The organism is Lentzea alba (assembly GCF_047445655.1).
Classification (GTDB): Bacteria; Actinomycetota; Actinomycetes; order Mycobacteriales; family Pseudonocardiaceae; genus Lentzea; species Lentzea alba_A.
The window spans coordinates 224,904-248,914 of sequence record NZ_JAJAEG010000007.1; the positions used below are offsets into that span (position 1 = coordinate 224,904).

26 protein-coding genes are annotated in these 24,011 nt (G+C 67.8%); 9 read left to right on the forward strand and 17 right to left on the reverse strand.

All coding sequences use genetic code 11. The annotated features are described in order from the left end of the window. Positions 1-72: 72 nt before the first annotated feature. The 3 genes from LFM09_RS13880 to LFM09_RS13890 all read left to right on the forward strand — a co-directional run bounded on the left by LFM09_RS13880 (position 73) and on the right by LFM09_RS13890 (position 1,590). Positions 73-435 (forward strand): hypothetical protein, encoded by a 363-nt coding sequence (locus LFM09_RS13880; protein WP_414096812.1) that lies wholly within the window; start codon positions 73-75, stop codon positions 433-435. 379 nt (positions 436-814) lie between these two features. After that, positions 815-1,081: a hypothetical protein gene (locus LFM09_RS13885; protein ID WP_414096813.1), complete on the forward strand. Its 267-nt coding sequence runs from the start codon at positions 815-817 to the stop codon at positions 1,079-1,081. Next, positions 1,078-1,590, forward strand: a complete 513-nt coding sequence (locus LFM09_RS13890; protein ID WP_414096814.1) for a BTAD domain-containing putative transcriptional regulator — start codon at positions 1,078-1,080, stop codon at positions 1,588-1,590. Before LFM09_RS13885 ends, LFM09_RS13890 begins: the two co-directional genes overlap by 4 nt. Before the next feature lie 46 nt (positions 1,591-1,636). On the opposite strand, the gene LFM09_RS13895 is transcribed toward LFM09_RS13890, so the two are convergent. Genes LFM09_RS13895 through LFM09_RS13905 form a run of 3 tightly spaced genes read right to left on the reverse strand, consistent with a single transcriptional unit; the run spans position 1,637 to position 4,629 of the window. Further along, complete coding sequence (locus LFM09_RS13895) at positions 1,637-3,148, reverse strand: tripartite tricarboxylate transporter permease (protein WP_414096815.1); 1,512 nt, start codon at positions 3,146-3,148, stop codon at positions 1,637-1,639. Continuing rightward, positions 3,149-3,664 carry a tripartite tricarboxylate transporter TctB family protein gene (locus tag LFM09_RS13900; protein ID WP_414096816.1) on the reverse strand — a complete coding sequence of 172 codons (516 nt, stop codon included), beginning with the start codon at positions 3,662-3,664 and terminating at the stop codon, positions 3,149-3,151. Further along, positions 3,661-4,629, reverse strand: coding sequence for a Bug family tripartite tricarboxylate transporter substrate binding protein (locus LFM09_RS13905; RefSeq protein ID WP_414096938.1), 969 nt, complete (start codon positions 4,627-4,629; stop codon positions 3,661-3,663). The genes LFM09_RS13900 and LFM09_RS13905 overlap by 4 nt, the downstream gene beginning before the upstream one ends. 130 nt (positions 4,630-4,759) lie before the next feature. Here LFM09_RS13905 and LFM09_RS13910 point away from each other — a divergent pair, with 130 nt between their 5' ends. Then, the gene (locus tag LFM09_RS13910; RefSeq protein ID WP_414096817.1) at positions 4,760-6,295 is read left to right on the forward strand and encodes an ATP-binding protein; all 1,536 of its coding nucleotides are present in this window, start codon (positions 4,760-4,762) and stop codon (positions 6,293-6,295) included. After that, positions 6,292-6,963 (forward strand): response regulator, encoded by a 672-nt coding sequence (locus LFM09_RS13915; RefSeq protein WP_414096818.1) that lies wholly within the window; start codon positions 6,292-6,294, stop codon positions 6,961-6,963. Before LFM09_RS13910 ends, LFM09_RS13915 begins: the two co-directional genes overlap by 4 nt. Here LFM09_RS13915 and arfB read toward each other — a convergent pair. The 8 genes from arfB to LFM09_RS13955 form a co-directional block, all read right to left on the reverse strand. Continuing rightward, positions 6,946-7,368 carry an alternative ribosome rescue aminoacyl-tRNA hydrolase ArfB gene (arfB, locus tag LFM09_RS13920; RefSeq protein WP_414096819.1) on the reverse strand — a complete coding sequence of 141 codons (423 nt, stop codon included), beginning with the start codon at positions 7,366-7,368 and terminating at the stop codon, positions 6,946-6,948. The genes LFM09_RS13915 and arfB overlap by 18 nt on opposite strands. 10 nt (positions 7,369-7,378) lie before the next feature. Next, a complete protein-coding gene (locus tag LFM09_RS13925) occupies positions 7,379-8,527 on the reverse strand; it encodes a SigE family RNA polymerase sigma factor (protein ID WP_414096820.1) in 1,149 nt (382 codons plus the stop codon). Between the two features lie 54 nt (positions 8,528-8,581). Beyond that, positions 8,582-9,643, reverse strand: coding sequence for a phosphoribosylformylglycinamidine cyclo-ligase (gene purM / locus LFM09_RS13930; protein WP_414096821.1), 1,062 nt, complete (start codon positions 9,641-9,643; stop codon positions 8,582-8,584). Positions 9,644-9,672: 29 nt separating this feature from the next. Next, positions 9,673-11,178 (reverse strand): amidophosphoribosyltransferase, encoded by a 1,506-nt coding sequence (gene purF / locus LFM09_RS13935; RefSeq protein ID WP_414096822.1) that lies wholly within the window; start codon positions 11,176-11,178, stop codon positions 9,673-9,675. Between the two features lie 97 nt (positions 11,179-11,275). Then, positions 11,276-11,614, reverse strand: a complete 339-nt coding sequence (locus LFM09_RS13940; protein ID WP_414096823.1) for a hypothetical protein — start codon at positions 11,612-11,614, stop codon at positions 11,276-11,278. Beyond that, complete coding sequence (locus LFM09_RS13945; protein WP_414096824.1) at positions 11,614-11,955, reverse strand: hypothetical protein; 342 nt, start codon at positions 11,953-11,955, stop codon at positions 11,614-11,616. The genes LFM09_RS13940 and LFM09_RS13945 overlap by 1 nt, the downstream gene beginning before the upstream one ends. Further along, positions 11,955-12,278: a hypothetical protein gene (locus LFM09_RS13950; protein WP_414096825.1), complete on the reverse strand. Its 324-nt coding sequence runs from the start codon at positions 12,276-12,278 to the stop codon at positions 11,955-11,957. The genes LFM09_RS13945 and LFM09_RS13950 overlap by 1 nt, the downstream gene beginning before the upstream one ends. Next, complete coding sequence (locus LFM09_RS13955) at positions 12,278-13,024, reverse strand: maleylpyruvate isomerase N-terminal domain-containing protein (RefSeq protein ID WP_414096826.1); 747 nt, start codon at positions 13,022-13,024, stop codon at positions 12,278-12,280. Before LFM09_RS13955 ends, LFM09_RS13950 begins: the two co-directional genes overlap by 1 nt. 94 nt (positions 13,025-13,118) lie before the next feature. On the opposite strand from LFM09_RS13955, the gene LFM09_RS13960 reads away from it, so the two are divergent. Together LFM09_RS13960 and LFM09_RS13965 are read left to right on the forward strand one after the other, a co-directional pair. Continuing rightward, positions 13,119-13,448 carry a type VII secretion target gene (locus LFM09_RS13960; RefSeq protein ID WP_414096827.1) on the forward strand — a complete coding sequence of 110 codons (330 nt, stop codon included), beginning with the start codon at positions 13,119-13,121 and terminating at the stop codon, positions 13,446-13,448. After that, positions 13,445-15,481, forward strand: a complete 2,037-nt coding sequence (locus tag LFM09_RS13965; RefSeq protein ID WP_414096828.1) for an alpha/beta hydrolase — start codon at positions 13,445-13,447, stop codon at positions 15,479-15,481. The genes LFM09_RS13960 and LFM09_RS13965 overlap by 4 nt, the downstream gene beginning before the upstream one ends. On the opposite strand, the gene LFM09_RS13970 is transcribed toward LFM09_RS13965, so the two are convergent. Beyond that, positions 15,478-15,825 (reverse strand): sterol carrier family protein, encoded by a 348-nt coding sequence (locus tag LFM09_RS13970; RefSeq protein WP_414096939.1) that lies wholly within the window; start codon positions 15,823-15,825, stop codon positions 15,478-15,480. The genes LFM09_RS13965 and LFM09_RS13970 overlap by 4 nt on opposite strands. An 88-nt stretch (positions 15,826-15,913) precedes the next feature. Here LFM09_RS13970 and LFM09_RS13975 point away from each other — a divergent pair, with 88 nt between their 5' ends. Together LFM09_RS13975 and LFM09_RS13980 are read left to right on the forward strand one after the other, a co-directional pair. Next, positions 15,914-17,440 (forward strand): hypothetical protein, encoded by a 1,527-nt coding sequence (locus LFM09_RS13975; protein WP_414096829.1) that lies wholly within the window; start codon positions 15,914-15,916, stop codon positions 17,438-17,440. Continuing rightward, a complete protein-coding gene (locus LFM09_RS13980) occupies positions 17,437-19,095 on the forward strand; it encodes an FtsK/SpoIIIE domain-containing protein (RefSeq protein ID WP_414096830.1) in 1,659 nt (552 codons plus the stop codon). Before LFM09_RS13975 ends, LFM09_RS13980 begins: the two co-directional genes overlap by 4 nt. Here the strand turns inward: LFM09_RS13980 and LFM09_RS13985 are convergent. From LFM09_RS13985 to LFM09_RS14005, 5 genes are all read right to left on the reverse strand, one after another. Beyond that, on the reverse strand, positions 19,090-20,670 hold the full coding sequence (locus tag LFM09_RS13985) for a glycosyl hydrolase family 28-related protein (protein WP_414096831.1): 1,581 nt from the start codon (positions 20,668-20,670) through the stop codon (positions 19,090-19,092). The genes LFM09_RS13980 and LFM09_RS13985 overlap by 6 nt on opposite strands. Before the next feature lie 119 nt (positions 20,671-20,789). Then, positions 20,790-21,575, reverse strand: coding sequence for an ESX secretion-associated protein EspG (locus tag LFM09_RS13990; protein WP_414096832.1), 786 nt, complete (start codon positions 21,573-21,575; stop codon positions 20,790-20,792). 17 nt (positions 21,576-21,592) lie between these two features. Then, on the reverse strand, positions 21,593-22,819 hold the full coding sequence (locus tag LFM09_RS13995; RefSeq protein ID WP_414096833.1) for a PPE domain-containing protein: 1,227 nt from the start codon (positions 22,817-22,819) through the stop codon (positions 21,593-21,595). 15 nt (positions 22,820-22,834) lie between these two features. Continuing rightward, positions 22,835-23,206 carry a transcriptional regulator gene (locus LFM09_RS14000; RefSeq protein WP_414096834.1) on the reverse strand — a complete coding sequence of 124 codons (372 nt, stop codon included), beginning with the start codon at positions 23,204-23,206 and terminating at the stop codon, positions 22,835-22,837. Between the two features lie 114 nt (positions 23,207-23,320). After that, the gene (locus LFM09_RS14005) at positions 23,321-23,914 is read right to left on the reverse strand and encodes a DUF3558 domain-containing protein (protein WP_414096835.1); all 594 of its coding nucleotides are present in this window, start codon (positions 23,912-23,914) and stop codon (positions 23,321-23,323) included. Between the last annotated feature and the right edge of the window lie 97 nt (positions 23,915-24,011).

Sequence of the window (24,011 nt, forward strand, 5' to 3'; positions counted from 1 at the left end):
TGGCGCGGTCCTGCCCGTTACAGCCGACGCAGGAAAGGGAGAAGAACGCCGCAAGCAGGAGGATCGAACACGATGTCGCCCAGCGAGGACGACAGTCCGTTCGCGATGGCATGTCGCGCCACCACACCTACCGAATTCGTTGACGCACTCAACGAACTCCGACGGTCGAGAAGGCTGTCCTACCGGCAGGTCTCGATCAACGCCGGCAACCTGGCGTTGGCGAAGAGCAGCGCACACGTGATGTGCACCTTCCGGCCCCCGAAGCAGGAAGAGCCGCTGAGAGCCTTTCTCACCGGCTGCGGAGAGCCGGCCGAGGCGCTGGACGGGTGGGTGGAGCAGTGGCGGCGCGTGACGGCCTCCCGCGCCAACAGGAGGCCGCGCCCGCTGCTCAGCTGGTCCAAAGCCAGGCCAAGGGTTTCCACACCACCGGAATAGCATTCCGGCACGTCCGCGAGCCTAACGGTCCACCACAGCTCCAGCCAGAGAGTTGGACCGCATTGGACGTGGCCAATACGACCAATCGACCACAACGTGGTCAGCGGTGAGGAAAAAGTTGCCAGAAACTGGTCAGTTGGACCTGATTGGACGGGGTTGGACACCGTTGTGCGGGACATGAAAACCTGGACGCCGATTCGGTTGGCAATCACCCGTGTGAGTGACATGCTCGTGCTCGAGCCGTTATGTCGCCGAGTCCGACGGCAACGCCAATTGCCCACACGGACGCTTTCCGCACATCCGGCTTTCGCTGTTCTGCAAATCAGTTGGTCCTCCCGGCGCGGTGACGCCTGCGCCGGCCCCCTTCCAGGAGTTTCTGATGACCACCACCCCCTATGGCGGGGCACTGCACCCCCGCCGGCGGTGCGCCACCTCCGGCACAGGCACGGTAATGCTGGCGACGACCGCGTTCGTCTTCACCGCGTGGATGCTCGCGCACGACCACTCACCGGTCGTCGCCGTGTCGACGACGAGTGCCGTGCTGGCCGTGACGGTCACGCTGGGCCGCAGCCGCCCGTTCTCCGCGAGGTTCGGCCCGCTGCCTCCAGGCAGCCCGGTGGTGATCTGGCAGGACGAGCAGCGATGACCTACCCGGAGGGCGATCCGCTCGAACGCCTGAACCGTCTCTGGGCGCAGCTCCTGGGCGGTCTGTCGAGACCTGGACGGCGCGCGGAGGCGATCGCGGCGTACCGCGAGGTCGGCGCGATTCTCGGGGCCGAGCTCGGCATCGACCCGCAGCCGGCGCAGCCGTTGATCGCGACGTCGACCGCCGAACTGCGAGCGGCGACCGAGGCCGAGTTCATCGACCTGATGCGGTTGATCCAGGTGAGATCGGGGCTGACACTGCCGGAGATCTCCCGGCGGGCGGGCCAGCGGCTGTTGCCGCGCAGCCAGGTCTACTCATTGCTCGACCGGAAGAAGCTCCCGACGAAGCCCCAGCAGGTGCGGGCGTTCGTGACGATCTGCGGACTGCCCGAGCCTCAGGTCGCCCGCGTGATGGAGCTGTGGGCGACGTTGCGCGAGCAGATCGAGGTCGCGGTCAGCGGGCCGGAGGACGACAAGCCGTTCGCGATCCTGATCATGCGCAGCGCATGAGACGGCCCCCGCTCGTTTCGGAGCGGGGGCCTCGTTCCCAGTGCGATCAGGCGTCGATCTTCTCGCGTTCCGGCGCCGCCGCCGCTGGAGGCTTCGGCAGGAACCGCTTGATCAGCGGGAAGAACACGATCAGCAGGATGACGACGTAGACGATGATCGCCATCGGGCTGTTCACCAGACCGGTCAGCGACCCGTCGGAGAGCTGCAGCGACCGGCGCATCTGCTGTTCCGCGGCCGGGCCGAGGATCACGCCGATGATCGCCGGCAGCACTGGCAGGCCGTAGCGGCGCATCCCGAAGCCCAGCAGGCCGATCACGAACATCAGCAGCAGGTCGAAGATGTCCGCGTTCACCGCGTACGCGCCGACCGAGGCGAAGAACAGGATGCCCGCGTAGAGGTACGGCCGCGGGATCCGCAGCAGCTTCGCCCACAACGGCGCGAGCGGCAGGTTCAGCACCAGCAGCAGCGTCAGGCCGATGAACAGCGACGCGATCAACGCCCAGACCAGGCCGGCTTCGCGCTGGAACAGCAACGGGCCGGGCTGGATGCCGTACTGCTGGAACGCCGCGAGCATCACGGCCGCGACCGCCGTGGTCGGCAGGCCGAGCGTCAGCATCGTGACCAGCGTGCCGGCCGCGGACGCCGAGGCCGTCGACTCCGGGCCCGCGACGCCCTCGATGGCGCCCTTGCCCCACTCGTCCTTGTGCTTGGAGAGCCGCTTCTCCGTCACGTACGACAGGAACGTCGGGATCTCCGCGCCGCCGGCCGGGATCGCGCCGAACGGGAACCCGATCACCGGGCCGCGCAGCCACGGCTTCCAGGTGCGCTTCAAGTCGCTCCGGGACAGCCACGGCCGGCCGACCGGGATCGGCTCGAACGCCTTGCGCCGCAGGTGCGCCGCGACCCACAGGGCCTCGCCGACCGCGAACAGGGCCACCGCGACCACGATGACGTCGATGCCGTCCGCGAGGTGCAGCGAGCCGAACGTGAGGCGCTGCTGGCCGGTCATCTCGTCGAGCCCGACCAGGCCGAGCGTCAGGCCGATCAGCAACGACGCCACGCCGCGGATCCGGGACGCGCCCAGCACCGAGGTGACCGCGATGAAGGCCAGCACCATGATCGCGAACAGGTCCGGCGCACCGATGTCCACGGCGTGCTTGGCGACGAACGGCGCCAGCAGGACGATCAGCATCGTGCCGACGATGCCGCCGATGAAGTGGCCGATCGCAGCCGCGGCAAGCGCTTGCGCACCACGTCCCTTGCGGGCCATGGGATTGCCTTCGAAGGCTGTGACGACCGCTGCGCTCTCACCCGGTGTGTTCAGCAGGATCGATGTCGTCGAACCGCCGAACATGCCGCCGTAGTAGATGCCCGCGAACATGATGAACGCGCCGGTCGGCTCCATGCCGTAGGTGACCGGCAGCAGCAGGGCCACGGCCATCGCCGGGCCGATGCCCGGCAGGACGCCGATCGCGGTGCCCAGGAGGACACCGATCGCGGCGAACAGCAGATGTGTCGGCGTCAGCGCGGTCGCGAAGCCGTCGAGCAGTTGTTCCACCTAGAACACCTCCATCAACGGGCCACCGGGGAGCGGGACGCCGAGCAGGTTGTTGAACACCAGGAACGTCACGACCGACATCCCGGCCGCGATCAACGGGTCGCGCACCAGGTTGCAGCTGCCGAGGGCGTAGGAGGCGCCCCAGAACAGGATCGCGCCGGAGATCGGGAACCCGACCACGCCGATCAGCGCGGCGTTCGCGAGGAAGGCACCGCACAGCAGCAGAACCGTGCGCCAGTCGGCGGGTGCGGACAGGTCGACGTCCTCGCCGCCCTCCGCCTCGCCGCGGCCGCCGCGCAGCACGTCACGGGCCAGCAGCACCGCGACGACCAGCAGCAGCGAGCCGACCAGGACCGGCACCGCCTTCGGGCCGACCGGGCCGCGCTGGGCGAAGTCCGTGGGGATGCGCAGCGCGTCGGTCAACACCAGCACGCCGAGCAGGACCAGCAGAGCCGAGATGCCCAGCTCAGATCGTTCTCGCAACCACATCTTGGGTGAACTCTTGGTCGCGGTCATGCCAGCCCCAAGTCCTTCAGCACCGTTGCCACCCGCTTGTTCTCGTTTTCCAGGAAGGTCTTGAACTGATCTCCCGGTGCGAAGGCGTCAGTCCAGCCGTTGCGCTGCAACGCATCCGCCCACTGCGGCGTCTTCTGGAGCCGCGCGAACAGGTCGACCAGCTTGTCGCGGTCGGTCTGCGTGATGCCCGGTGGCGCGACGATGCCGCGCCAGTTGGTGAACTCGACGTCCACACCGGACTCCTTGAGCGTGGGGGCGTCGATGCCCTTGATGCGGTCCTTGCTCGTCACCGCGAGCACCCGCAACGTGCCGGCCTGGATCTGGTCGCGGTACTCGCCGACGCCCGAGACGCCGAACGCGACCTTGCCGCCCAGGACGCTGGCCAGCAGCTCGCCACCGCCGTCGAACGGGATGTAGTTGACCGTCTTCGGCTGCAGGCCCACAGCCTTCGCGATCAGCATCGGAGCCAGGTGGTCAGGTCCGCCGGGAGCCGAACCACCGCCGACCGTCACGGTGCCGGGGTTGGCCTTCCACGCGTCCACGAGTTGTTGCATCGACGTGTACGGCGAGTCCTTCGCGACCACGACGATGTCCGGTTCCTCGATCAGCTTCGCGATCGGGGTCGTGTCGAGCAGCGAGTTCGGCGACTTGTTCGTGTACACCGCGCCGACGACGCCGAGGCCCATCGACATGATCAGCTTGCCGTTGCCGCGTTCACCGACCGTGCGGCCGAGTCCGACGGTGCCGCCGGCGCCGGGGAGGTTGAACACCTCGGCGTTGCGCAGCAGGTCAGCGTCCTCCATGGCCTTGGCCGCGGTCCTGGCCGTGATGTCGTAGCCGCCGCCGGGCGCGTTCGGCACGAGCACCCGCAACGCCCGCACCTGGCTGCCGTCGCCGCTGTCCGCACCCGGCGTCAGCAGCGGTGGCACCAGCAGGACGGCGAGCAACGCCGTCGCCACCGCCACCCACACCTTCACCGACACTGTGATCCCCGCCTCTCGTCCGCGTGGTTCGACATGTTGCTCTGGTGTAAACCTTGATGTCGCTCTTGCGCTTCTAAGGTTTCTTTTGGTTCTTCTGGTCACGGGAGGTTTCATGCGCCGCCGCCGTTCCCTGGCCAGCCAGCTCCTAGTGTGGCAACTCGTAGTCGTCACATTGCTACTGTGCGCGGTCGGCGCGCTGACGGTCGTCCAGTTGGGCAGCAACTTTCGCTCCAACGAGGAACGCCGGATGCTGTCGGTGGCGGAGAACGTCGCGGCCACGAACCTCGTCCAGACGCGGATGGGCAACTGGCAGCTGCTCGCCGCACCGGCCGAGACGGCCCGCAGCCTGTCCGGCGCCTCCTACGTGCTGATCGTCGACCGCCGGCGGATCGTGATCGCCTCGCCGGACCCGGCCCAGATCGGGTCCACACTGGACACTCCGACGACCGCGCTGGACGGCAAGGCGTGGGTCGGCACGAACAACGACTCGATCGAGGCGCACGTGCCGGTGTTCGACGAACAGACCCGGCAGGTCAACGGGATGGTCGTGGCCGGAGCGATCGAGCCGGGGGTCTTCGCGGGTGCGTTGTCCCAGCCGGTCGACCTGCTGCGCTACCTGGCGATCGCGCTGGTCATCGGCGTCACCGGGTCGTTGCTGCTGGCTCGCCGGGTGAAGAACCAGACGCTCGGGCTCGAGCCGCACGAGATCACCGCGCTGGTGGAGAACCGCGAGGCGTTGCTGCACGGCATCAAGGAAGGCGTGGTCGGCCTCGACGGGCAGAACCGGATCACCCTGGTCAACGACCACGCGAGCGACCTGCTGGCGTTGCCGGAGGACGCGGTCGGCCGCTCGGTGGAGGAGCTGGAGCTCAACGAACGACTGCGCGACGTGCTGACCGGCCGGGCGACCGGTGTCGACCAGCTGGTGCTGCGGCAGGGTGTCGTGCTCACGTTGAACCGCATGCCGATCGAAGGTGCCGGCGCGGTCGTGACGTTGCGAGACCGCACGGAACTCCTTGCGCTGCAACACGAACTGGACGCGTCGCAGCACGCGACGGACACGCTTCGGGCGCAGGCGCACGAGTTCGCGAACCGCCTGCACACCATCGCCGGGCTGATCGCGTTGAAGGAGTACGACGAGGTCACCAACTACATCCACCAGATCAGCTCGGCGCAGGACCAGTGGCGCACCGAGGTCGGCTCGCGGATCGGCGACCCCGCCGTGGCCGCGTTGCTGATCGCCAAAGCGTCGCTCGCCGCCGAACGCGGCACGGCGCTGAGGATGGAGCCGGACAGCGTATTGGGACGCGTCGATGAAGCTTTGTCTGCGGATTTGGTCATGGTGCTGGGAAATCTCGTCGACAACGCGTTGGATGCACTGAGCTCGCTGAGCATGAACGGCGCTCAGAAGTGGATCGAGGTGGGTGTGATGCAGTTGGACGACGAGGTCCAGGTGGTGGTGCGCGACTCCGGTCCGGGGGTGGCGCCGGAACTGGTGGAAGAGGTGTTCCGGCACGGGTTCACGACCAAGGCCGCATCGCACGGCGAGCGCGGCATCGGGCTGGCGCTGATCAGGCGGGCGTGCCTGCGACGCGGAGGTTCGGTGAACGTGTCGGGCTCGGTCTTCACCGCAAGGCTGCCCTGGTGATCCGGGTGCTCGTCGTCGACGACGACTTCATGGTGGCCAAGGTGCACAGCGGCTATGTCGCGCGCACCGACGGTTTCGAGGTGGTAGGGGTCGCGCACACCGGCGGTGATGCGCTTCGGTTGGTGTCGTCGTTGAAGCCGGACCTGGTGCTGCTCGACATCTACCTGCCGGACGTCAACGGGCTCGAAGTGCTCAAGTCGTTGCGCGCCAACGAGAACGTCGACGTCATCGTGATCACCGCGGCGACCGACGTGGAGACCGTGCGCAGTGCGATGCGTGGTGGCGTGTTGCACTACCTGATCAAGCCGTTCGACTACTCGGCACTGCGTGACCAGCTCGCGCATTTCGCTTCACTGCACGAGAAGCTGCACCGGATGGACTCCGCCGGGCAGGCCGACGTGGACCAGGTCTTCGGCGCGCGGCCGACCTCGAAACCGTTGCTGCCCAAGGGCTTGACGCCGGAGACCGCACGACTGGTGGAGAGTGCGCTGAGGTCGAGTCCGGAGGGGCTCTCGGCTTCGGAGTGCGCGTCGTCGACCGGTGTGGCGCGGGTCAGTGCGCGGCGATACCTGGAGTACTTCGTGACCACCGGCCGTGCGGAGGTGCGGTTGCGTTATGGCGGAACCGGGCGGCCAGAACGGATCTACGCGCTAGTCCCAGGAGCCTGAGCGGCCGCGTTTGGTCTCGGCGCGGCGCTTCTTGCCGGCGATGCGGCGTTCCTTCGAGCCCTTGGTGGGCTTGGTCGGCTTGCGCATCGGTGGCGGAGGGGCGGCGGCACCGCGCAGGATCGCGGCGAGGCGTTCGCGTGCGGCGCCGCGGTTCTGCAGCTGCGCGCGGTGCTCGGAGGCGGCGATCGTGAGCACGCCGTCGACCAGCCTGCCCTCCAGGCGGTCGAGCATCCTGCGCTTGAGGTGATCGGGGATCGACGGCGAGGCTGCCAGGTCGAACGAGAGCTCCACGCGGCTGTCCGCCGTGTTCACTCCCTGCCCGCCCGGCCCGCCTGACCTGGAAAAACGTTCGCGCAACTCGGACGCCGGAATCACCAGCGTCCTCGTCACGGTCACGTCGTTCATGCCTGCAAGGTTAGAAGGTCAACCCCGGCAGTGTCGCGATCTTTATCAGCTCCTCGCGGTCCAGCAGCGGCGCGGACCGCTGCGGAGCGCCGACCGGGTCGAGCTCGCCCCACACGGCGTTGCTGAAGCGGCCGAGGTTGTCGCTGCTGACCACCACCTCCGAGCCGTCGGCGTGAATGGCGTTGGCGTAGAGGATCTGCGTGCCGGGGTGGCCTGGCACGGGCATCTGGATGGTCCGCACCTTGATGCCGTTGAACTCGGTGATCTGGCACGTGGTGATGTCGCACGGGCCGAGGTCGGTCTTCCTGGTGCGTTCGATCGAGATCGTGACGCCGCCGACACCCTGTGCGTCGCGCAGCCTGGCCACGGCCCGTCGCTTGCCGTCAGGTGTGTTGGTGTTGCGTGTGAAGAACACGAACGCGTCGGCGTTGATCTCTGGGACACCCTCGGCAGTGATGCCGGTCGGCAACCGGTACGAGACCACGAACAGGTTGGTGAGCTCCACGTTGCGGTCGATGTTGGACGTGAAGCCGCCTGGCGCGGAGGCCGGTTGCGGCTGCAGGAGGTAGCCCGTCGTGCCCAGCCCGATCATCACCACCGCCGCCAGCGCGCCCACGACGGCCGTGCGCCGGCGGACCAGCCGCGTTTTGCCGGCCCGGATGACGGCCGCCGTCTGGATCTTCGACGCCGGCTCGTTCTCCAGCAGGTCGCGCAGTGCGGCGAGGCCCTTGGCCGCCTGACTCTTCACCGTGCCCTCCGTCCTGCCGAGGATGCGGGCGGTCTCGGTGATGCTCAGGTCCTCCCAGTACCGCAGCACGACGACAGCGCGTTGCCCCGGAGGCAACGCGTCGAGCGCCTGACGCAGGTCCAGGTCGGTCGCAGGATCCGTGACGGCGCGTTCGGGCACGGCGTCGACGATCCGTTCACGCTGGAAGAACCCGCGCCGGGTCTCGTCGATCGCGGTGCGCACCAGCACCTTGCGCGCGTAGGCGTCGACGCTCTCCTTGCGCACGCGTGACCAGGCCACATAGAGCTTGGTCAGCGCGGTCTGGACGATGTCCTCGGCGCGGTGCCAGTCGCCGCACAGCAGGTAGGCCGTGCGGCGCATGACGAGCGCACGTGCGTCGACGAACTCCCCGAACTCGCGGTCGCGGTCCAAGTGCCCCCTCCTCGGTCGCCACTTAGTACGCGGCGACCGCCTCAGGAGGTTGCCTCAGAACCGCGGGTGGTCGCCGATGAGCGCGGCGCCGCCGACCTCGGACTTGGTGATCTCGCCCAGCACCCACGCCGGGACGTGGCGCGCGGTGAGCACGGCCAGTGCGCGGTCGACGTCCTCGGGCGCGACCACGGCGACCATGCCGACGCCCATGTTGAACGCCTTCTCCATCTCCTCGCGCTCCACCCGGCCGCGCTGGGCGATCAGCTGGAACACCGCCGGCGGCGTCCAGGTGCCGCGGTCGAGCGTCGCGTGCAGGCCCTCGGGCAGCACGCGGGCCAGGTTCGCGGCCAGGCCACCACCGGTGACGTGCGAGAAGCCGCGGACCTCGGTCTCGGCGATCAGCGCGAGGCAGTCCTTGGCGTAGATCTTGGTCGGCTCCAGCAGCTCCTCGCCGAGGGTGCGGCCGAACTCCTCGACGTGACCCTCCAGCGGCATCCGCGCGATCTCCAGCAGCACGTGCCGGGCGAGCGAGTAGCCGTTGGAGTGCAGGCCGGACGAACCCATCGCGATCACGACGTCGCCGTCGCGGACCCGGTCGGGCCCGAGCAGCTTGGACTGCTCGACCACGCCGACGCCGGTGCCGGAGATGTCGTAGTCGTCGTCGCCCATCAGGCCTGGGTGCTCGGCCGTCTCGCCGCCGAGCAGCGCGCAACCGGCCTGGACACAGCCCTCGGCGATGCCCTTGACGAGCGCCGCGATCTTGTCCGGGACGACCTTGCCGACCGCGATGTAGTCCTGCACGAACAGCGGCTCGGCACCGCAGACGACCAGGTCGTCCACGATCATCGCGACCAGGTCGATGCCGACGGTGTCGTGCTTGTCGAGCGCCTGCGCGACCGCGATCTTGGTGCCGACACCGTCCGTCGACGACGCGAGGATCGGCTCCTTCCAGCGATCGAGCTTGAGCTGGAACAGCCCGGCGAAGCCACCGATCCCGCCGAGCACCTCAGGCCGGTGCGCCTTGGCCGCCCACGGCTTGAGCTTCTCCACCGCCTCGTCACCTGCGGCGATACTGACTCCGGCGGCGGCGTAGGTGGCCTTGGCGCTGTCGGTCACGTCAACTTCTTCCACTTGGATCTGTGAGCTCAGGGACGACGCAGGGCGTCTTCGGCACCATAGCCGTTCGCCAGAACGGGAGCGGCCGAGCCCGACACGCCCTTGAGGCCCTCGAGCAGGTGCTTGCCGATGAGCGCGTCCGGCGGCAGCTCGATCGGGTACTCGCCGTCGAAGCACGCCGAGCACAACCGCGTCTTGGGCTGCTCGGTCGCCGCGACGAGCTGCTCCAGCGACACGTACCCGAGCGAGTCGGCACCGACCGACCGCCGGATGCCGTCGTCGTCCAGCCCGTTCGCGATGAGCTCGGCCCGCGACGCGAAGTCGATGCCGTAGAAGCACGGCCACTTGACCGGCGGCGACGCGATCCGCACGTGCACCTCGAGCGCCCCGGCCTCCCTGAGCATGCGGACGAGCGCACGCTGGGTGTTACCGCGCACGATCGAGTCGTCCACGACGACCAGCCGCTTGCCGCGGATGACGTCGCGCAGCGGGTTGAGCTTCAGCCGGATGCCCAGCTGGCGGATGGTCTGCGACGGCTGGATGAACGTCCGGCCGACGTAGGCGTTCTTGACCAGGCCCGACCCGTACGGGATACCGCTGGCCTGCGCGTACCCGATCGCCGCGGGCGTGCCGGACTCCGGCACCGGGATGACCAGGTCGGCCTCGACCGGGTGCTCCTTGGCGAGCCTGCGCCCGATCTCCACGCGCGTGGCGTGCACGCTGCGCCCGGAGATCGTCGTGTCCGGCCGCGCCAGGTAGACGTACTCGAAGATGCAGCCCTTGGGCTCGGGGGTGGCGAACCTGCTGCTGCGCAGCCCGTCCTCGTCGATCGCGATGAGCTCACCGGGCTCGACCTCGCGCACGAAGCTCGCACCGACGATGTCCAGCGCCGCGGTCTCACTCGCGACGACCCACCCGCGTTCCAGGCGGCCCAGAACGAGCGGCCTGACGCCGTGCGGGTCACGCGCCGCGTACAGGGTGCTCTCGTCCGAGAAGGTCAGGCAGTAGGCGCCCTTGACCGTGGGGAGGAGTTCGAGGGCCGCCTGCTCGATGCCCTTGTCGGCCGCCGCGTGCGCGAGCAGACCACACAGGATGTCCGAGTCGGTCGTGGCGCCGTTGCGCTCGACGATGCCGAGCTCCTTGGCCTTGTCGAGCAGCTCGGCGGTGTTCACGAGGTTGCCGTTGTGCCCGAGGCTCAGACCACTGCCGGCGGCCGTGGTGCGGAACGTCGGCTGCGCGTTCTCCCAGGTCGTGGACCCGGTGGTGGAGTAACGGCAGTGCCCGACGGCCACGTGGCCCTTGAGGGACTGCAGGACCTGCTCGTCGAAGACCTGGCTGACGAGCCCGAGGTCCTTGAAGACGACGACCTGCGCCCCGTCACCGACCGAGATGCCCGCGGCCTCCTGGCCGCGGTGCTGCAGGGCGTAGAGCCCGTAGTAGGTCAGCTTGGAAACGTCCTCACCGGGAGCCCAGACGCCGAAGACGCCGCACTCCTCACGAGGTTCCTGTTCGGACTGGGAATGGTCGGCGACCACCGAGTTGGCTCCCTCACGACGGGGCTGGCTGCTTCCCGAGTGTAAGTGGAGCAAGGGGCCAACTACCCCCTCCGAACCCCTGGTGAGGTGACGAAACTCATGCCTTCCGGCACTGAAACAGCTCCGTGGAGATCGAGTTGGTCTGGAACGCCCCGATCGTGCGCTGTTTCGCGAGACAGACCACCTCGTCGCCGACCTTCACGTCGCCGTCGATTTCAGCGGGGTTCTTGATCGCGCCGTAGTAGTAATCGCGCTCGAACGCGTCCTCCGGCAGCTCGCCCACGGGGTCGAGGTCGATCCGCTGCTCCGGCGGCAACGTCTCGAGCGGCTGGTACTCCTCGATCTTGACGACCTTCAGCCTGACCTCGGCCTCCCAGTCACCCGCGCAACCGGTGAGAGCGAAACAGCCCGCAACGACCAGAACGATCTTGCGCATCATGCCTTCCTGCACCAGTCCACGCTGGTGTCGATCACAGAGGTCTCGAAGTACCCCTGCGTCTTCTGCTCAGCCGTGCACTCCACCTCATCGCCGACCCGCACCTCGCCGTCGATCTCGAAGCGCTTCACGACCTGCGGGCTCAACGTGTCGGGTTCGAGGATGTCGTCAGGAACGTCACCGACCAGCTCAAGCCGGAGCTGAGCGTCCTTCCGGTCGAAGCCGGCCGGCACCTCGTAGATCTTGTCGACCTTGAACCTGACGTCGTACTTCTTCCACTGCTCAGCCCCGCAGCCGCTCAGCAAGAGACTGCCGGCGAGCACCACAACGATCTTGCGCATCAAGCCTTCTTGCACTCGCTCAAGTAGGTCTTGACCTTCGAGTTCCCGAAGGCGCTGCCCTTCTCCTGCCGGGCTGTGCAAAGGATCTCGTCGCCGACTGCGGCGCCACCACTGATGTCACCCGGCGTCTGGAACCGCGGCGTCAGAGAGTGCCGGTCGAGAATTCCCTTCGGGTCGGCTCCCACCAGCTCGATCTTGAACATCTCGGTCGGGGTGCTGTTGTCGACGGAAACGATCTTGTACCGGACTTCATCCCCCTTCCAGGACGCTCCACACCCGGTCAGCACGAGACAACCCAGCAGGACCGCGGCCACCTTGCGCATCAGTGCCCCCGTCCGACCTGCAGGACGTCAAGCACACGCTTGTCACCGGTCATCTCTTTGAGGTTCATGCGGTTCCAAAGCCAGAAGTAGACGAGTTCGGCCTCACCGACGACCTGTGCATCGCCTGCCTCACCAGGGGCTGCGGCACGCGTCTGAGGCGCCTCACCGGCCTCCAGGGCGATCAGCCAGGCCTCGGGCACGTCCGTCAGCGTCACCACGGCGCTGCCGGACACATCACTCGGCACGTCGCCGTCGAGCTTGGCCGCGACGATCGTGGTCAGGACCTCGTCGATGCCGTCGACGGCGAGACCGGGGTCGGTCGCGACGAGTTGCCGCACGGTCGCCTGAGCGTCGAATCGGCGCAGCACCGTCTCGTGCGCAATGCGGCGGTGCCACACCCAAGCCAGGTCAGGTGCAGTTGGCGAGAACGTCCACACAGGTCGGTTACCCGGCACCGCCTCGAGGATCTCGTGCGCCACGGCGAGCTGCTGGTCCAGGTACGGCAGTGGCGCCAGGTCTGCGCGTGTGTCCGGAGGCCGTATCGGGTTGCGGCTGCCGGTCCGCAGGTACGCCGTCGAGGTCTCCAGGAACCGCGCGAGGTGGATGACCAGATCCTGAACGGTCCATCCAGGACGGGTGGGCACCTCGGTGGCCGGATCCGCGTCCGCAACCGCCTTGCGGAACATCTCCGCCTGCTCGAGGAACACAGCGGTCCACCGCTGGGCCGTCCAACCTGTCTGCACCATGACCGACATCGTGCCCGAAACGCTCAACACGTGAGTGGGGAACCGGCCATGATGTGGCTGCGTCGCAGTGATCGAGGACCAACAGGGGGTGGCGATGTTCGGCGTTGAGCCAGAGTTGCTGCGCAACGCGTCCAAGGAGTTCGGCAACGGCTCCGACGCGGTGCGCGAAGCGGCGGAGATGATTTCGATGCTCAAACTCGATGCCGGTGCACTCGGAGAGGTCGATGCCGCTGCGGAGTTCGCCGACGCGTTGTCGAAGTTCGTCGGCACTCACTCCCAGGACCTTCAACGTGGTTCCGCATGGATCACCGATGCCGCGGAAGGCCTGGTTTCGAACGCTGACGCCTACCAGCGCGTTGATGAGGACCACTCGTCCGTGCTGACGAAGCTCATGCAAGGACTCGGCCTCGGGGGTGGCAAGTGAGCTACACAGACCCCGAGAGCCTGTACGGCAAGCTCGCTGCGGGGGATGCGGGCCGCATCGCCGCCGCCGCCGACCCCATCACCGGCGCGATCAGCGCGGTCGGAAGGGCGGCCGATTCCGTCGCCAAGGGCGGCAAGACCGCGGTGACCAACTGGGCCGGCGACACGGCGACGAAGTTCACCGCACGTGCCGAACTTTCATCCACTGCCGCCAAGGCCGCCGGCGAACGACTCGGCGCAGGCGTGGACATCGTTCAGGCGGCCTCTCGTGCCTACGGTCAGATGCGCGGCGCAGCTGATCAGGCCATCAGCGTCTGGCGCAGCCGTCCGCCTGGCCTCGACGAGCAGCAGACCCGCACCCTCGCCAATCAGGTCAACGACTCGCTGAACAAGGTCAAGTCCGGCTACGAGAACGTCCTGCGCTCGTACGCAGGCGCGCTCACCAAGATTCCGCCTGGCTTCGAGGAGTCCGCACGGACCGACTGCGGCTGGGATCGCGCCGCTCAGCGCTCCGGCGCAGGCAGCCTGCCTCCGTTGCCGCCGCCTGGCAGTGACCCGCAGGCCGTGCGCGACTGGTGGAACAAGCTCAGCGCCGCGGAGAAGGACGCGCTGTCCAAGGCCAAGCCCGAGGAGCTCAGCAAGCTCAAGGGCCTGCCTGTGGAAGGCCTGGACATGGCGAACCGCCAGCGCATCGAGCAGGACACGGACCGGTTCGGGATACAGGCAGAGGGTCTGAAGCAACAGCTCGCAGACCGCGCCCGCGAGCTGGGAGTCGACCCGGACTCTGCGGAAGGGCAACGCGCACTGCGCAACGACCCGCAGGGTTCACAGCTGATGTCGCAGTACGACGAGGCAGCTCGCCGTGCCAAGAACTCGAGCGACGCGTTCGAAGCGTTGAAGGAGGCGAACAGGCTCGCCGGAGAAAACGGCAAGACGGCGTACGTCCTGCAGTGGAACCCCGATGGGCCTGGTGCCAAGGAAGGGACCATGGCGGTCGCGTTCGGCAACCCCGACACAGCCAAGGACCTCGCGGTCTGCGTCCCCGGCACGACTTCCAAGCTCAGCGATTTCAGCATGGAGCAGGCAGCGCAGCTCAGCGGCGCGATGGGCAAGGACGGCGCCGCGATCCAGTGGCTCGGCTACGACGCTCCGGAGTTCGCACTCGGCCAGGTGGACAACCCGGCGCAGGCGAAGGAAGGTGCGGCGATCCTCGCCAAGGACGTCGCGGAGTACCGCGATCGGAACCCCGGCGCTCACGTCACTGTGATCGGGCACAGCTACGGCAGCACGGTGGTCGGCTACTCAGCGATGGACAACGGGCTCAAGGCAGACGACATCGCGTTCGTCGGCTCACCTGGTGTGGGCGCATCCAACGTGGACCAGCTGCCGCCGGGCCGCGGGCACGTTTATGTCGGTGGTACCGAACACGACCCCGTCATCCAGGGCACCAGTGGTGACTGGTTCACCAAGGACGGGTCGTCGACCGGGCCGTACGACTCGTCGTTCGGTGCGACGCAGTTCGGCACGTCCGGCGAGGTCTGGGTCAAGGACGCGCACTCGGCCTACTACGACAAGGGTTCTGAGTCGCTCGGCAACCTCGCGAAGATCGCCACTGGGCACGGTGCGGACGTCACTGAGCAGCGTTGGCAGGACTCGCCTACGCCCGTTGAGGTGCCTGGCTCGGATCTGCCGGTTGCCGGGCCGATCATCGACTGGGGTGTCAACACCGGCAAGGAAGTCGTCGACATGGGCGAGGACGTGTGGCGCGGCGGCGGGCAGGTCGTCGACGACATCTCGAACGGGCGCTGGGGCGACGCCGGGCGCAACGCGGTCGGCACCGTTGGCGAGTTGGGTAGCGACGCCGTTGACGTTGTGGCTGACACGTTGGGCAACGCCGGTGAGCTCGGCCGGGACGTTTACGAGGGCGGCAAGGCCGTTGTCGAGGGTGGTGTCGAGGTCGTGAAGGACGCCGGCGGAGCGATCAAGGACGGCGCGAAGTCGGTTTACGACAACACGATCGGTTCGTGGTTCTAGAAGCGCACTACTGGTAGCAACGCCGAGATGTCGGCTCGGGTCCCGGAGGCGGTGACCTGAGCCGAGTCCAGGGCGTCGGTCCAGGTCAGGGCGCCGGTGGCCAGCAGGAGCCAGGTGCGGGCGTCGGTTTCGACCACGTTTGGTGGGGTGCCTCGGGTGTGGCGTGGGCCCTCGATGCACTGGACGGCGGCGAACGGGGGGACGCGGACCTCGACGCTGCGGCCTGGGGCCAGTTGTTCGAGGGTGCGCAGGCTGAGGCGGACTGCGGCGGCCAGCGCGGGGCGGGGTGGCTGGTCTGCCTCGCCGGACAGCCAGGGGAGGACGGCCTGCACCGCGGCTCGCATCTCGGCGGGGTCGACGGCTTTCGCTGGCACGTCGCCCACATTAGCGAAGGGGCAGCGGTGGGCCCTGGGCTGTTGGTATATGTGGGCGGTGATCAGGAACTTCGCCGTTGTCGGTCCCGGGCAGGCGACCAGGGAGCGGTTGGCGGCGGCTCTTGCGGCCGCGCCGGACATGGCCGTTTACCGGATCGGGCGTGGGGCCGATCCGTTGCCCGTGTCGGCGAGTTTTGACCCGTCGGACCAGGCTGGGTGCCGGAGCTTGCTGGACTTCTTCGAGCGCGGGGCGCCTGCTGGGGCCGTGTTGCTGGTGGACGACTGGGCGTTGTGTGCTGGGCAGGATCCGGAACTCGACCGGACTGTGGAGTGGATTGCGGCGTTCGGGCCGGCGCGGGGTGTGCAGGTTGTCGTCACGGCGCGGAAGTGGGCCGATCTGCCGACGCAACTGAGGCGGCACCTCGATGGCGAGCCCACGGATTTCCTCGCGTTGCAGGGGATTGAGGCCGATCTCGGCAACATGTGGCAGCGGAACCTGTTGCAGGCGAACGCCGGGGTTGACGAACGCGGCTGGCCGGTCGAGGTCGCGATCGAGTTCGGCAGTGCGGTTCATCGTGGTGCGCCACAACAGGTGCAGAGTGCACTGCTCGGGTTGATGGTGACGCATTCAGCCGACTTCCTGCAGTACCTGTTCATCGACGGGGACGGCAGCGGGGTGTTCGACGCGCTGGCCACCGGATCGCAGGTCGCACACACGATCACGCCAGCGGCTGAGGACGCGATGGTCGTGCGGCTGCTTGACTCGCTGTACGGCGAGATCAACAGGCGCCAGGAGGTCGTGGACAAGAGCGGGTTCAAGAGCTTGGACCTGTACCGGCGTGCGCTGATCAACGGAGCGCCACTGGATCCCATCGGGGACCTGCTGATCTGCGTGAGCGGTGCGGAGGCATTTCTTGCCAGGGAACCGAAGTTCCTCGCAGCGCTGATCACCGCGATGCGCGGCGGGCGTAGGGTGGGCACGCGCGTGTTGTTCGTCGGTGGCGTGCCGGACGGGCTTCCGTTCGAGCCGGTCGAGTGGCCGGAAGCCGTGCCGACACACGACCTCGCAGAGATGCTCGACGTGCTGCCGAACGTCCCCGGCGCAGGAATCGCTTACGAGATCATGCTTCCGCCGCTGGGCCACGACGGCAAGCCGCTGACACTCGACATGTTGCCGCCCGGTGCTCTCGGGTTGGTCGACAAGCCGTTCGAGCACCGCCGCGACCTGTTGGTGCCGGCCTTCTCCCAGGAGCTGCGGCACGGCGCCATCGTCGGCGCGCCCGGCACCGGCAAGTCCACGACGCTGCGCACGCTCGCCGCGGTGCTCGGCGATCTCAGCGACTACCAGTTGCTCGACGGGCCCGGGGAGCCGCTCGATCCGCAACGGCACATCGTGGTGACCGCGCGGAACTGGGACCAGGTGCCGCCGTTCATCAAGGACAGCCTGGCCTTCGGCATCGAGCTGAGGCTGGACGATCCGAACACCTCGCTGGTCAACGCACAAAGCGCCGCGCACGTGCCGAACCTGCCCGGCATCGGGCTTTCCGTGCGCGACAAGACCGCCGTCCAGATCGCGCTGCCGTGAACCAGCGGATCTACCGGATCGGTCGCGGCGCGGAAGACGGGGTCGCGGTGTCGTTCGACCCGGCCGACCAACGACGCTGCCAGAACCTGCTGACGTGGTTCGAACGCGGCGGCGAGCCCGGTGCGGTCCTGCTGATCGACGACTGGAAGCTGTGCGCGGCAAGCGATCCCGGCCTCGCCACCAGCATCCGGTGGATCACCGCCACCGCGCGGGACGTTCAGGTGGTCATCAGGGCGAGCAACCTGAACGACGTCCCCGAGGGCCTGCGATCGTTGGTACGCCTTGACTTCCTCGCCCTGCACGGCCTGGGCCGCTTCACCAAGGCCCTCGCGTGGAAGGGCAGGTGGTGGAAGGTCCCGATCGGCGTCAGCCACACCGGCGAACCGGTCGTCGTCGAGCTGACCCACTTCGCCGACGGCAAGTGGCGCACCGGGTCGCATCTCAGCGTCACGTCGCCGGACGCCTTCCGGAGCCTGGTGCTGGGTCTGATGACCACGCACTCGCCCAAGCTGTTCCAGGCGATCTTCATCGACGCGCACGACACGAACACGTTCGCCGGACTGGACCAGGCGCCACACGTGCAAGCCCACTACCGTGATGTGGCAAGAGATTCCGCGCCGATCCAACAGGCGCTGCTGGCCGAGTCGGAACGACGGCTCGAAGTCGTCGGCAACACCTGGACGATCTTCGACCACCGCGGCTTCGGCCAGGTGCTGCCGCAACTCCTCGTCTGCGTCAAGGGTTTCAACGACATCGTCGTGGCGGATCCGACGTTCGCCGGCACTCTCAGGACCATCGCGCGGGACGTCGGCAAGTCCGGCGTGCAGCTGCTGCTCGACAGCCCGCACGATCTCGCGGACCTCCGCATCGGTGACTGCACCGCACCCGCCGACCTCGACCAGGCAGCGAAGTCGTTGCCACAGCTGATGCACCAGACCGAACCACCACCGGACTTCGCGACGCTGCACGAAATGCCGAAGCATGTGTGGAAGCGGAGGCCCGTCGACCTGCAGTACCGGGCCGCGGTCGGCACGGACGAGCACGGACAGCCGATCGAGATCGACCTCAAGCCGCGCAGCCTGCAGGACGGGATGGGGCCGCACGGCGAGATCGTCGGGCCGCCGGAACGACGTGCGGTGGCCTTCAGAGCGTTGCTGCTGGGCCAGATGCTGCGGCACTCACCGGAAGAGCTGGAGGTCGTGCTCATCGACTTCCACGGCACCGGCGTGTTCGCGGGCCTGGACGACGCACCGCACGTGCAACACGGGCTGGACCTGATGGATGATCACGAGCGACGCATCAGAACGCTGGCGGACAGCGGAAACCGGACCACCTGGGACTACCGCGCCGCGGACACCGGCCCGATCCCGGAGCTGCTCGTCTGCGTGGACGGCGTGAAAGACCTGGTCGAGGCGCAGCCGGAGTTCACGGACGTGCTGCAGACGATGGGACGACTGGGGTACAGGTACGGCCAGCACCTGCTGCTGGCCGACACGACTCCGCCCAGCCAGAACTACGACTTCCTGTCGTACCGCCTGGAGCTGGCAGACGGTTGGCAACGCAGAGTCGGCAGATCGGTGGAGAGCTTCCTGCTCCCCACCGATCTCGACGCGGTGACCCGGTCGCTGCCACAGGCGATGCGCGTTACCTCATGACCGACGCAGACGCTTCTGCGCGTCGTAGAGGTTGCGGGGAGTCACGTCGGTCGTGCCGTAGAGCTCCAGCCGCGAGTTCAACGCACCGGTGAAGTCCGGCTTGTCGATCTGACCGAAGTCGCGGACCTCGGAGATCGCCACGGTGGCACTGCACGGCGCGACCTGGTCGATCCGGACGTTGCCGGCACGTTGGTTGGTGACGGTGACGTTCCAGTGCGCGAAACGGGCGCCGTACAGAGGTCCCGCGTCCGCACTGCCGCCGTGGGCGCCGACGTTGTTGATGGTGATCTCGGTTCGAACGTTGGCGAACGGCAGCCCGCGGTGGGTGTCGAAGACGTCGTGATCCATGCGGCCACGGGTCCAGACGTTGCCGCACGACAGGCCTTCCACGTTCAGGCCGTGGTTGCCCGCACCCGCCTGCGAGGGCTCGGACGGCGCCTCGATCACGAACCCGTCGGTCAGGTTGTCGTGCGACTGCTCGCGCGTCGCGTACGCGTGGTGGTGGCCACGACCGGAGACCCGCGTGTTCAGCAACGAGATCCCCTTGGCGGACACCAGCAAGAACCCGTTGTCGACGTCCTGGACGTGCACGTCGTCGGCCCAGCAGTCCCACGCGCACTGGAACGCGAGACCGTTGTAACCCTTGTCCTGCAGGTGCTTCGGGGTCGGCACCTTGAACATCTCGATCTTGATGCCCTCGACGCCGGCACCGGTGACGACGGGGGCCATCGTGGTGAGGCGCGCCTTCCACTCCGGACGGATCTCCAACGGCAGCGGCTGCGCGAGCTTGACCCTGTTGCCGCGCACCCACTCCACCTTCACCGGCCACAGGAACGGGAAGTACGACAGCAGCTTGGTCTTGTTGTCCCACTGGTAGGTCGCCGTGCCGGGCACGTCGCCGCACATGTGCTTCGGCAGCGAGTACGCGGAATCGTCCAGGCGCAGCAGAACGCGCTGACCGGCGCGCAGCTTCCGTCCATTCTCGACGGTCACCACGAACGAACCACGAGCCGCAGAGCCGGAAACGTTGGTCAGGAGCGAACCCTGCTCCAGCTCGTTGCCCGTCCAGCCCTCGAACGGCCACTTGCGCGCCTTGATCGCGTCGACCAACGGCTGGTAGCGATCGCGGTGGCACACCCACACGAGGCCGCCCGACCAGCTCCACGCCGAGTTCTCCGAGCCGTACCGGCTGCGGTTGATGCCGACGATCTCCTCCAGCGAGCGGGTCGCGCAGAACGTCGTCTTCGAGCTGCCCGCGCCGCGCAGCACCACGTTGTCGTAGCCGATGCGGATGATGTCGTCGATCCGGTAGCGGCCCGGCGGCACGAAGACGGTGCCACCACCCAATCGGCCGACGAACTCGATCGCCTTGTTGATCGCCGGGGCGGCATCGGCCGAGCCGTCGCGCCGCGCGCCGAAGAACAGGACGTTCGCGAGAACTGGCCGGCGAGGGGGCCGCTCACCCGTCCGGTAGCCCGCGTACGCGACGTTCGGGATCTGCGGGTGGTTGTACGGGTTCGCCACGAACTCCTGCCACAGCGAAGCGGAGGACGCAGCCGAAGCTGTCCCCGTCATCGCTGACGTTCCGACCAGCGCGACCCCTGTAGCCAGCAGGAATCGCCGTCTGTCGATGTTCATTTCGCCGTCTCCAAGGGGTCTTGGCCACGGCGGCGGTGGTCAGATCAAACCAGACATCAGACGTCTGCGGAACGAACTGCTTCGGCGATCAGCTCATCGACCTGGTGCATGAGCCGGCGCGCGTCGGTCGGTGTGAACGTGCTCCACGGCGGCTGACCGTTCGACGCACGGCGTTGCTGCAGGTAGCGACCCTCTTCGGTGTCGAAGAACGCGACCACGCGCTCGGGCCGCCAGCGCTTGCCGTACTTGTCCCGGGCAGCGGCACCGAAATTGCCGGTTCGGACCAGGCCGGTGAACATCTGCACCAGCGCCTTGGCGTCCTCGTCACGCAGCCCGATGCCCCGGAACGCGGCCTCCATCGACTTCGGCGAACCATCGGTCTGGGAGATCGCCTTCTCGATGTCCGCGCTGGGCAGCGTCACCGAGACACCGGTTCCGGCCGGGTGCTGGGGCAGCACGGACAGCACCGCGGAGGCGAGCCCGGAGCCCGCCCACGGCTGGAAGGTCAGCTGGTTGTCGCGCATCGTCGCCAACGCGCCGTAGTCGCCGTTCGCGACGGCGAGAACCCGCAGGCTGTGCCCGAGCCAGAGGCGGCCGTCCGCCTCCCGCTCCGGCCTCACGAACATGCGCAGCAATCCGTCCAGTTCGGACGAAAGACCGCGTGAATTACCCAAGCGGCGCTGGTCCAGCTGCTGGTGGACGCGGTTCTCGAGCGCGATGCGCTCGTCCCGCGTCTTGCCAGGGGAAGGAACCTTGAGGACGAGCGGCATGGGACCGACGTTCAGTCGTTCCCACACCACGTCGAACTCCTCGGCGGAGAGGGTGATCGGCTCCCTCTCCACAGGGCCACCGAACAGACTCACTCCGAGAAGCCCCCGATGACCGGAGGCGCGACCATGCGCTCGTCACCGAACACGTCGTCGGTCTCGACCAGGTAGTCGGCCGCCTTGTGCTCGAGGTCGTCCTCGCCCTCGCCCTTCTGGCCGTGCGCGCCACCGCCGCCCATGCCGGCACCGGCTGCGCCACCCCTGCCCGCGGGACCACCGGCACCGCCGGCGCCCATGGCACCACCACCGGGACCGGAGCCCATGCCGGGCATGCCGCCGGGCTTCATGCCGGCCTGCGCGGACGAGCCGAGCGAACCCGACATCGGGCCGAACGGCTTGCCACCACCGAGCTGACCACCGCGAACGCCACCAGAGCCACCACCGGGCACGCCCGTGGTCGGCCGGGTGAACACCGGGCCGGGACCCACCGGCGGCGTCGGCCGCGGGTCGGGCGTCGGCAGCTGCGGCGGGAGGTTGGTCGGCGGCGTCACCGTGGGCGGCGTCGACGGAGGCTGAGTCCACGAGACGTGCGTGTCGTTGCCGGGCGGCGTCACCGGCGGCGTCACGTGCTGCGGCGTCGTCGGCGGCGGGGTCCAGGCCGGCGTGGTCGTGCTGGAGGTGCCGGTCGGCGAGTACGTGCCGGTCGAGCTGTAGCCGACGCGCGTGCTGCCGTTGCCGGAGTCGCCCGGAGGCGGCGTGTCGATCACGACCGACGGCGGCTGCGGGAACTCACCGAGCGTCGAGGAGTTCCAGCGGCTGTCGGACTGGTAGTCCTCCATGACCTTCACGGCCTGCGCGGCCGCGTTGTCCTGCGCCGCTTCCTGCCGCTCGTGGTCGATCTGCTGGCTGACGACGTGTGCCATGCCGATGCCGCCGGTCAGGCCGCCGAGGACGTAGTCGCCGACACCGGGCGCCTCGGTCGTGACCTTCTTGGGCTCCGGCATCTTCTTGCGCGCGTCGGCGATGAACTCGCCCTGCAGGCGCGCGGAGCTCTCCATGGTCGTCGCGCCCTGGTTCGCGAAGCCGGCCCACTGCGCGAGCGGCGACAGCGCGTTGGTCGCGGCGTCAGAGGCGTCCGACTCCCAGTCAGCGCCCATCTTGCCCAGCGAGGTGTGCAGGTCCTCATCGATCTGCGCGAGTGCGTCAGCGATGATCTTCCAGCCCTGCTCCACCGGGATTGAGGCGGAGACACCAGGACCAGCGTTGATCATCTTGTGCAGCTCGGGGTGGTCGTACCCCTGAAAGCGGTGGTCAGTCATCGGTCAGTCCTCCCCTCAGTCCCGCAGGTGCTTTCCCCACATGGCTTCGTTGTCGCCTTCAACCTGGCGGTACTGCTCTTCGATCATCTTGAGCTGGTCGATGACGCCGATGAGCTGCTTCTTGTAGAAGACCAGGGCGGCCAACGCCTTCTCGGTGGTCTGCTCGTTGAAAGCCTTGGAGGTCTCGCTGCTGATCGGGTCCTCAGCCCACGGCTTGGTCGGCAGCTTCTCCACCTGACGTTCGATCTTCGCCTCGAACTCGTCGAGTGCGTGCTCGAAGGCCTTCCTTGCCTGTGGAATGGCGTGGGGTTCGACCTTCAGCTTGCGCTGCCCGAACTCCGGGGGCAGCGACGAGGTCCCTCCACCATCCACGTCCGCGAGATGCACGGCACACCCTCCTCAGTACGACCCCCAGGTTGGGCCGCGTGTGCATTTGGAACGACTTTAGCTCTGATGCATGACGCGAGTGACCGGTTCCCGGTAAAAGCGGAGTAGTTCTACTCACTTCGTGGCGAGCACGGTTCCCGCGGCCTCTGCCAGCGCCGTCGCCCTCTCACACGCACTGTCCACAGTCGAGTCCCCGCCCATTGCGACGGTCACGGCAACCCTCAGCAGCTGCTCGTCATTCGAGTCGACGAAGATCTCGCACTGCGGAGTTCTGGTGCCGCCCGTGCCCTTCGCGAGGTAGGCGGGGTAGCCGGCGACCTTGACCTCGGTGAGCGGGGTCTCCTTGCCTTCCGTCCTCTTCAGCCGGTCGGCGCCGCCGTTGACCACCGTGTCGATGCTCCAGATGAACTTGCGGTCCTCGTAGCTGGTGCCGCACCCCTTGCTGCCCTCGCCCCAGTCCACATCCGGGGCGCCCGGCTCCACGGTGCGGATGCCGAGCGCGGTCTTCGCCTCAGGCGTGACCAGCGAGCACGGGTCGAGCGTCTTCATGTCGACGGCCTTGGGCCTGTTCACCGGGGAAGACTTCGTGGAAGTTCCGGTCGTCGGCGCCGAGCCGGTCTGCTCACCCGCCGAGGGCTTGCCGGGTTCCGTCGAAGAACACCCGGTCAGGACCGCTGCCAGCAGGAATGGGACGGCAAATCGACGCATGACGGCCAACGTATCTGATCGCCGCGCACGGAGTGTGGCGATTGATGTGAGCCGAGTCACCCGTAAGGCGCATTGCCGGTGACCTCACAAAAAGGAA

Coding starts and splice junctions, on each gene's coding strand:
- LFM09_RS13890 (WP_414096814.1), top strand. CDS start 1,078: ATGACCTACCCGGAGGGCGATCCGCTCGAACGCCTGAACCGTCTCTGG.
- LFM09_RS13880 (WP_414096812.1), top strand. CDS start 73: ATGTCGCCCAGCGAGGACGACAGTCCGTTCGCGATGGCATGTCGCGCC.
- LFM09_RS13945 (WP_414096824.1), bottom strand. CDS start 11,955: ATGCGCAAGATCGTTGTGGTGCTCGCCGGCAGTCTCTTGCTGAGCGGC.
- LFM09_RS13960 (WP_414096827.1), top strand. CDS start 13,119: ATGTTCGGCGTTGAGCCAGAGTTGCTGCGCAACGCGTCCAAGGAGTTC.
- LFM09_RS13970 (WP_414096939.1), bottom strand. CDS start 15,825: ATGCGAGCCGCGGTGCAGGCCGTCCTCCCCTGGCTGTCCGGCGAGGCA.
- LFM09_RS13950 (WP_414096825.1), bottom strand. CDS start 12,278: ATGCGCAAGGTGGCCGCGGTCCTGCTGGGTTGTCTCGTGCTGACCGGG.
- LFM09_RS13955 (WP_414096826.1), bottom strand. CDS start 13,024: ATGGTGCAGACAGGTTGGACGGCCCAGCGGTGGACCGCTGTGTTCCTC.
- LFM09_RS14005 (WP_414096835.1), bottom strand. CDS start 23,914: ATGCGTCGATTTGCCGTCCCATTCCTGCTGGCAGCGGTCCTGACCGGG.
- LFM09_RS13985 (WP_414096831.1), bottom strand. CDS start 20,670: ATGACGGGGACAGCTTCGGCTGCGTCCTCCGCTTCGCTGTGGCAGGAG.
- LFM09_RS13940 (WP_414096823.1), bottom strand. CDS start 11,614: ATGCGCAAGATCGTTCTGGTCGTTGCGGGCTGTTTCGCTCTCACCGGT.
- LFM09_RS13910 (WP_414096817.1), top strand. CDS start 4,760: ATGCGCCGCCGCCGTTCCCTGGCCAGCCAGCTCCTAGTGTGGCAACTC.
- arfB (WP_414096819.1), bottom strand. CDS start 7,368: ATGAACGACGTGACCGTGACGAGGACGCTGGTGATTCCGGCGTCCGAG.
- LFM09_RS13885 (WP_414096813.1), top strand. CDS start 815: ATGACCACCACCCCCTATGGCGGGGCACTGCACCCCCGCCGGCGGTGC.
- LFM09_RS13995 (WP_414096833.1), bottom strand. CDS start 22,819: ATGACTGACCACCGCTTTCAGGGGTACGACCACCCCGAGCTGCACAAG.
- LFM09_RS13900 (WP_414096816.1), bottom strand. CDS start 3,664: ATGACCGCGACCAAGAGTTCACCCAAGATGTGGTTGCGAGAACGATCT.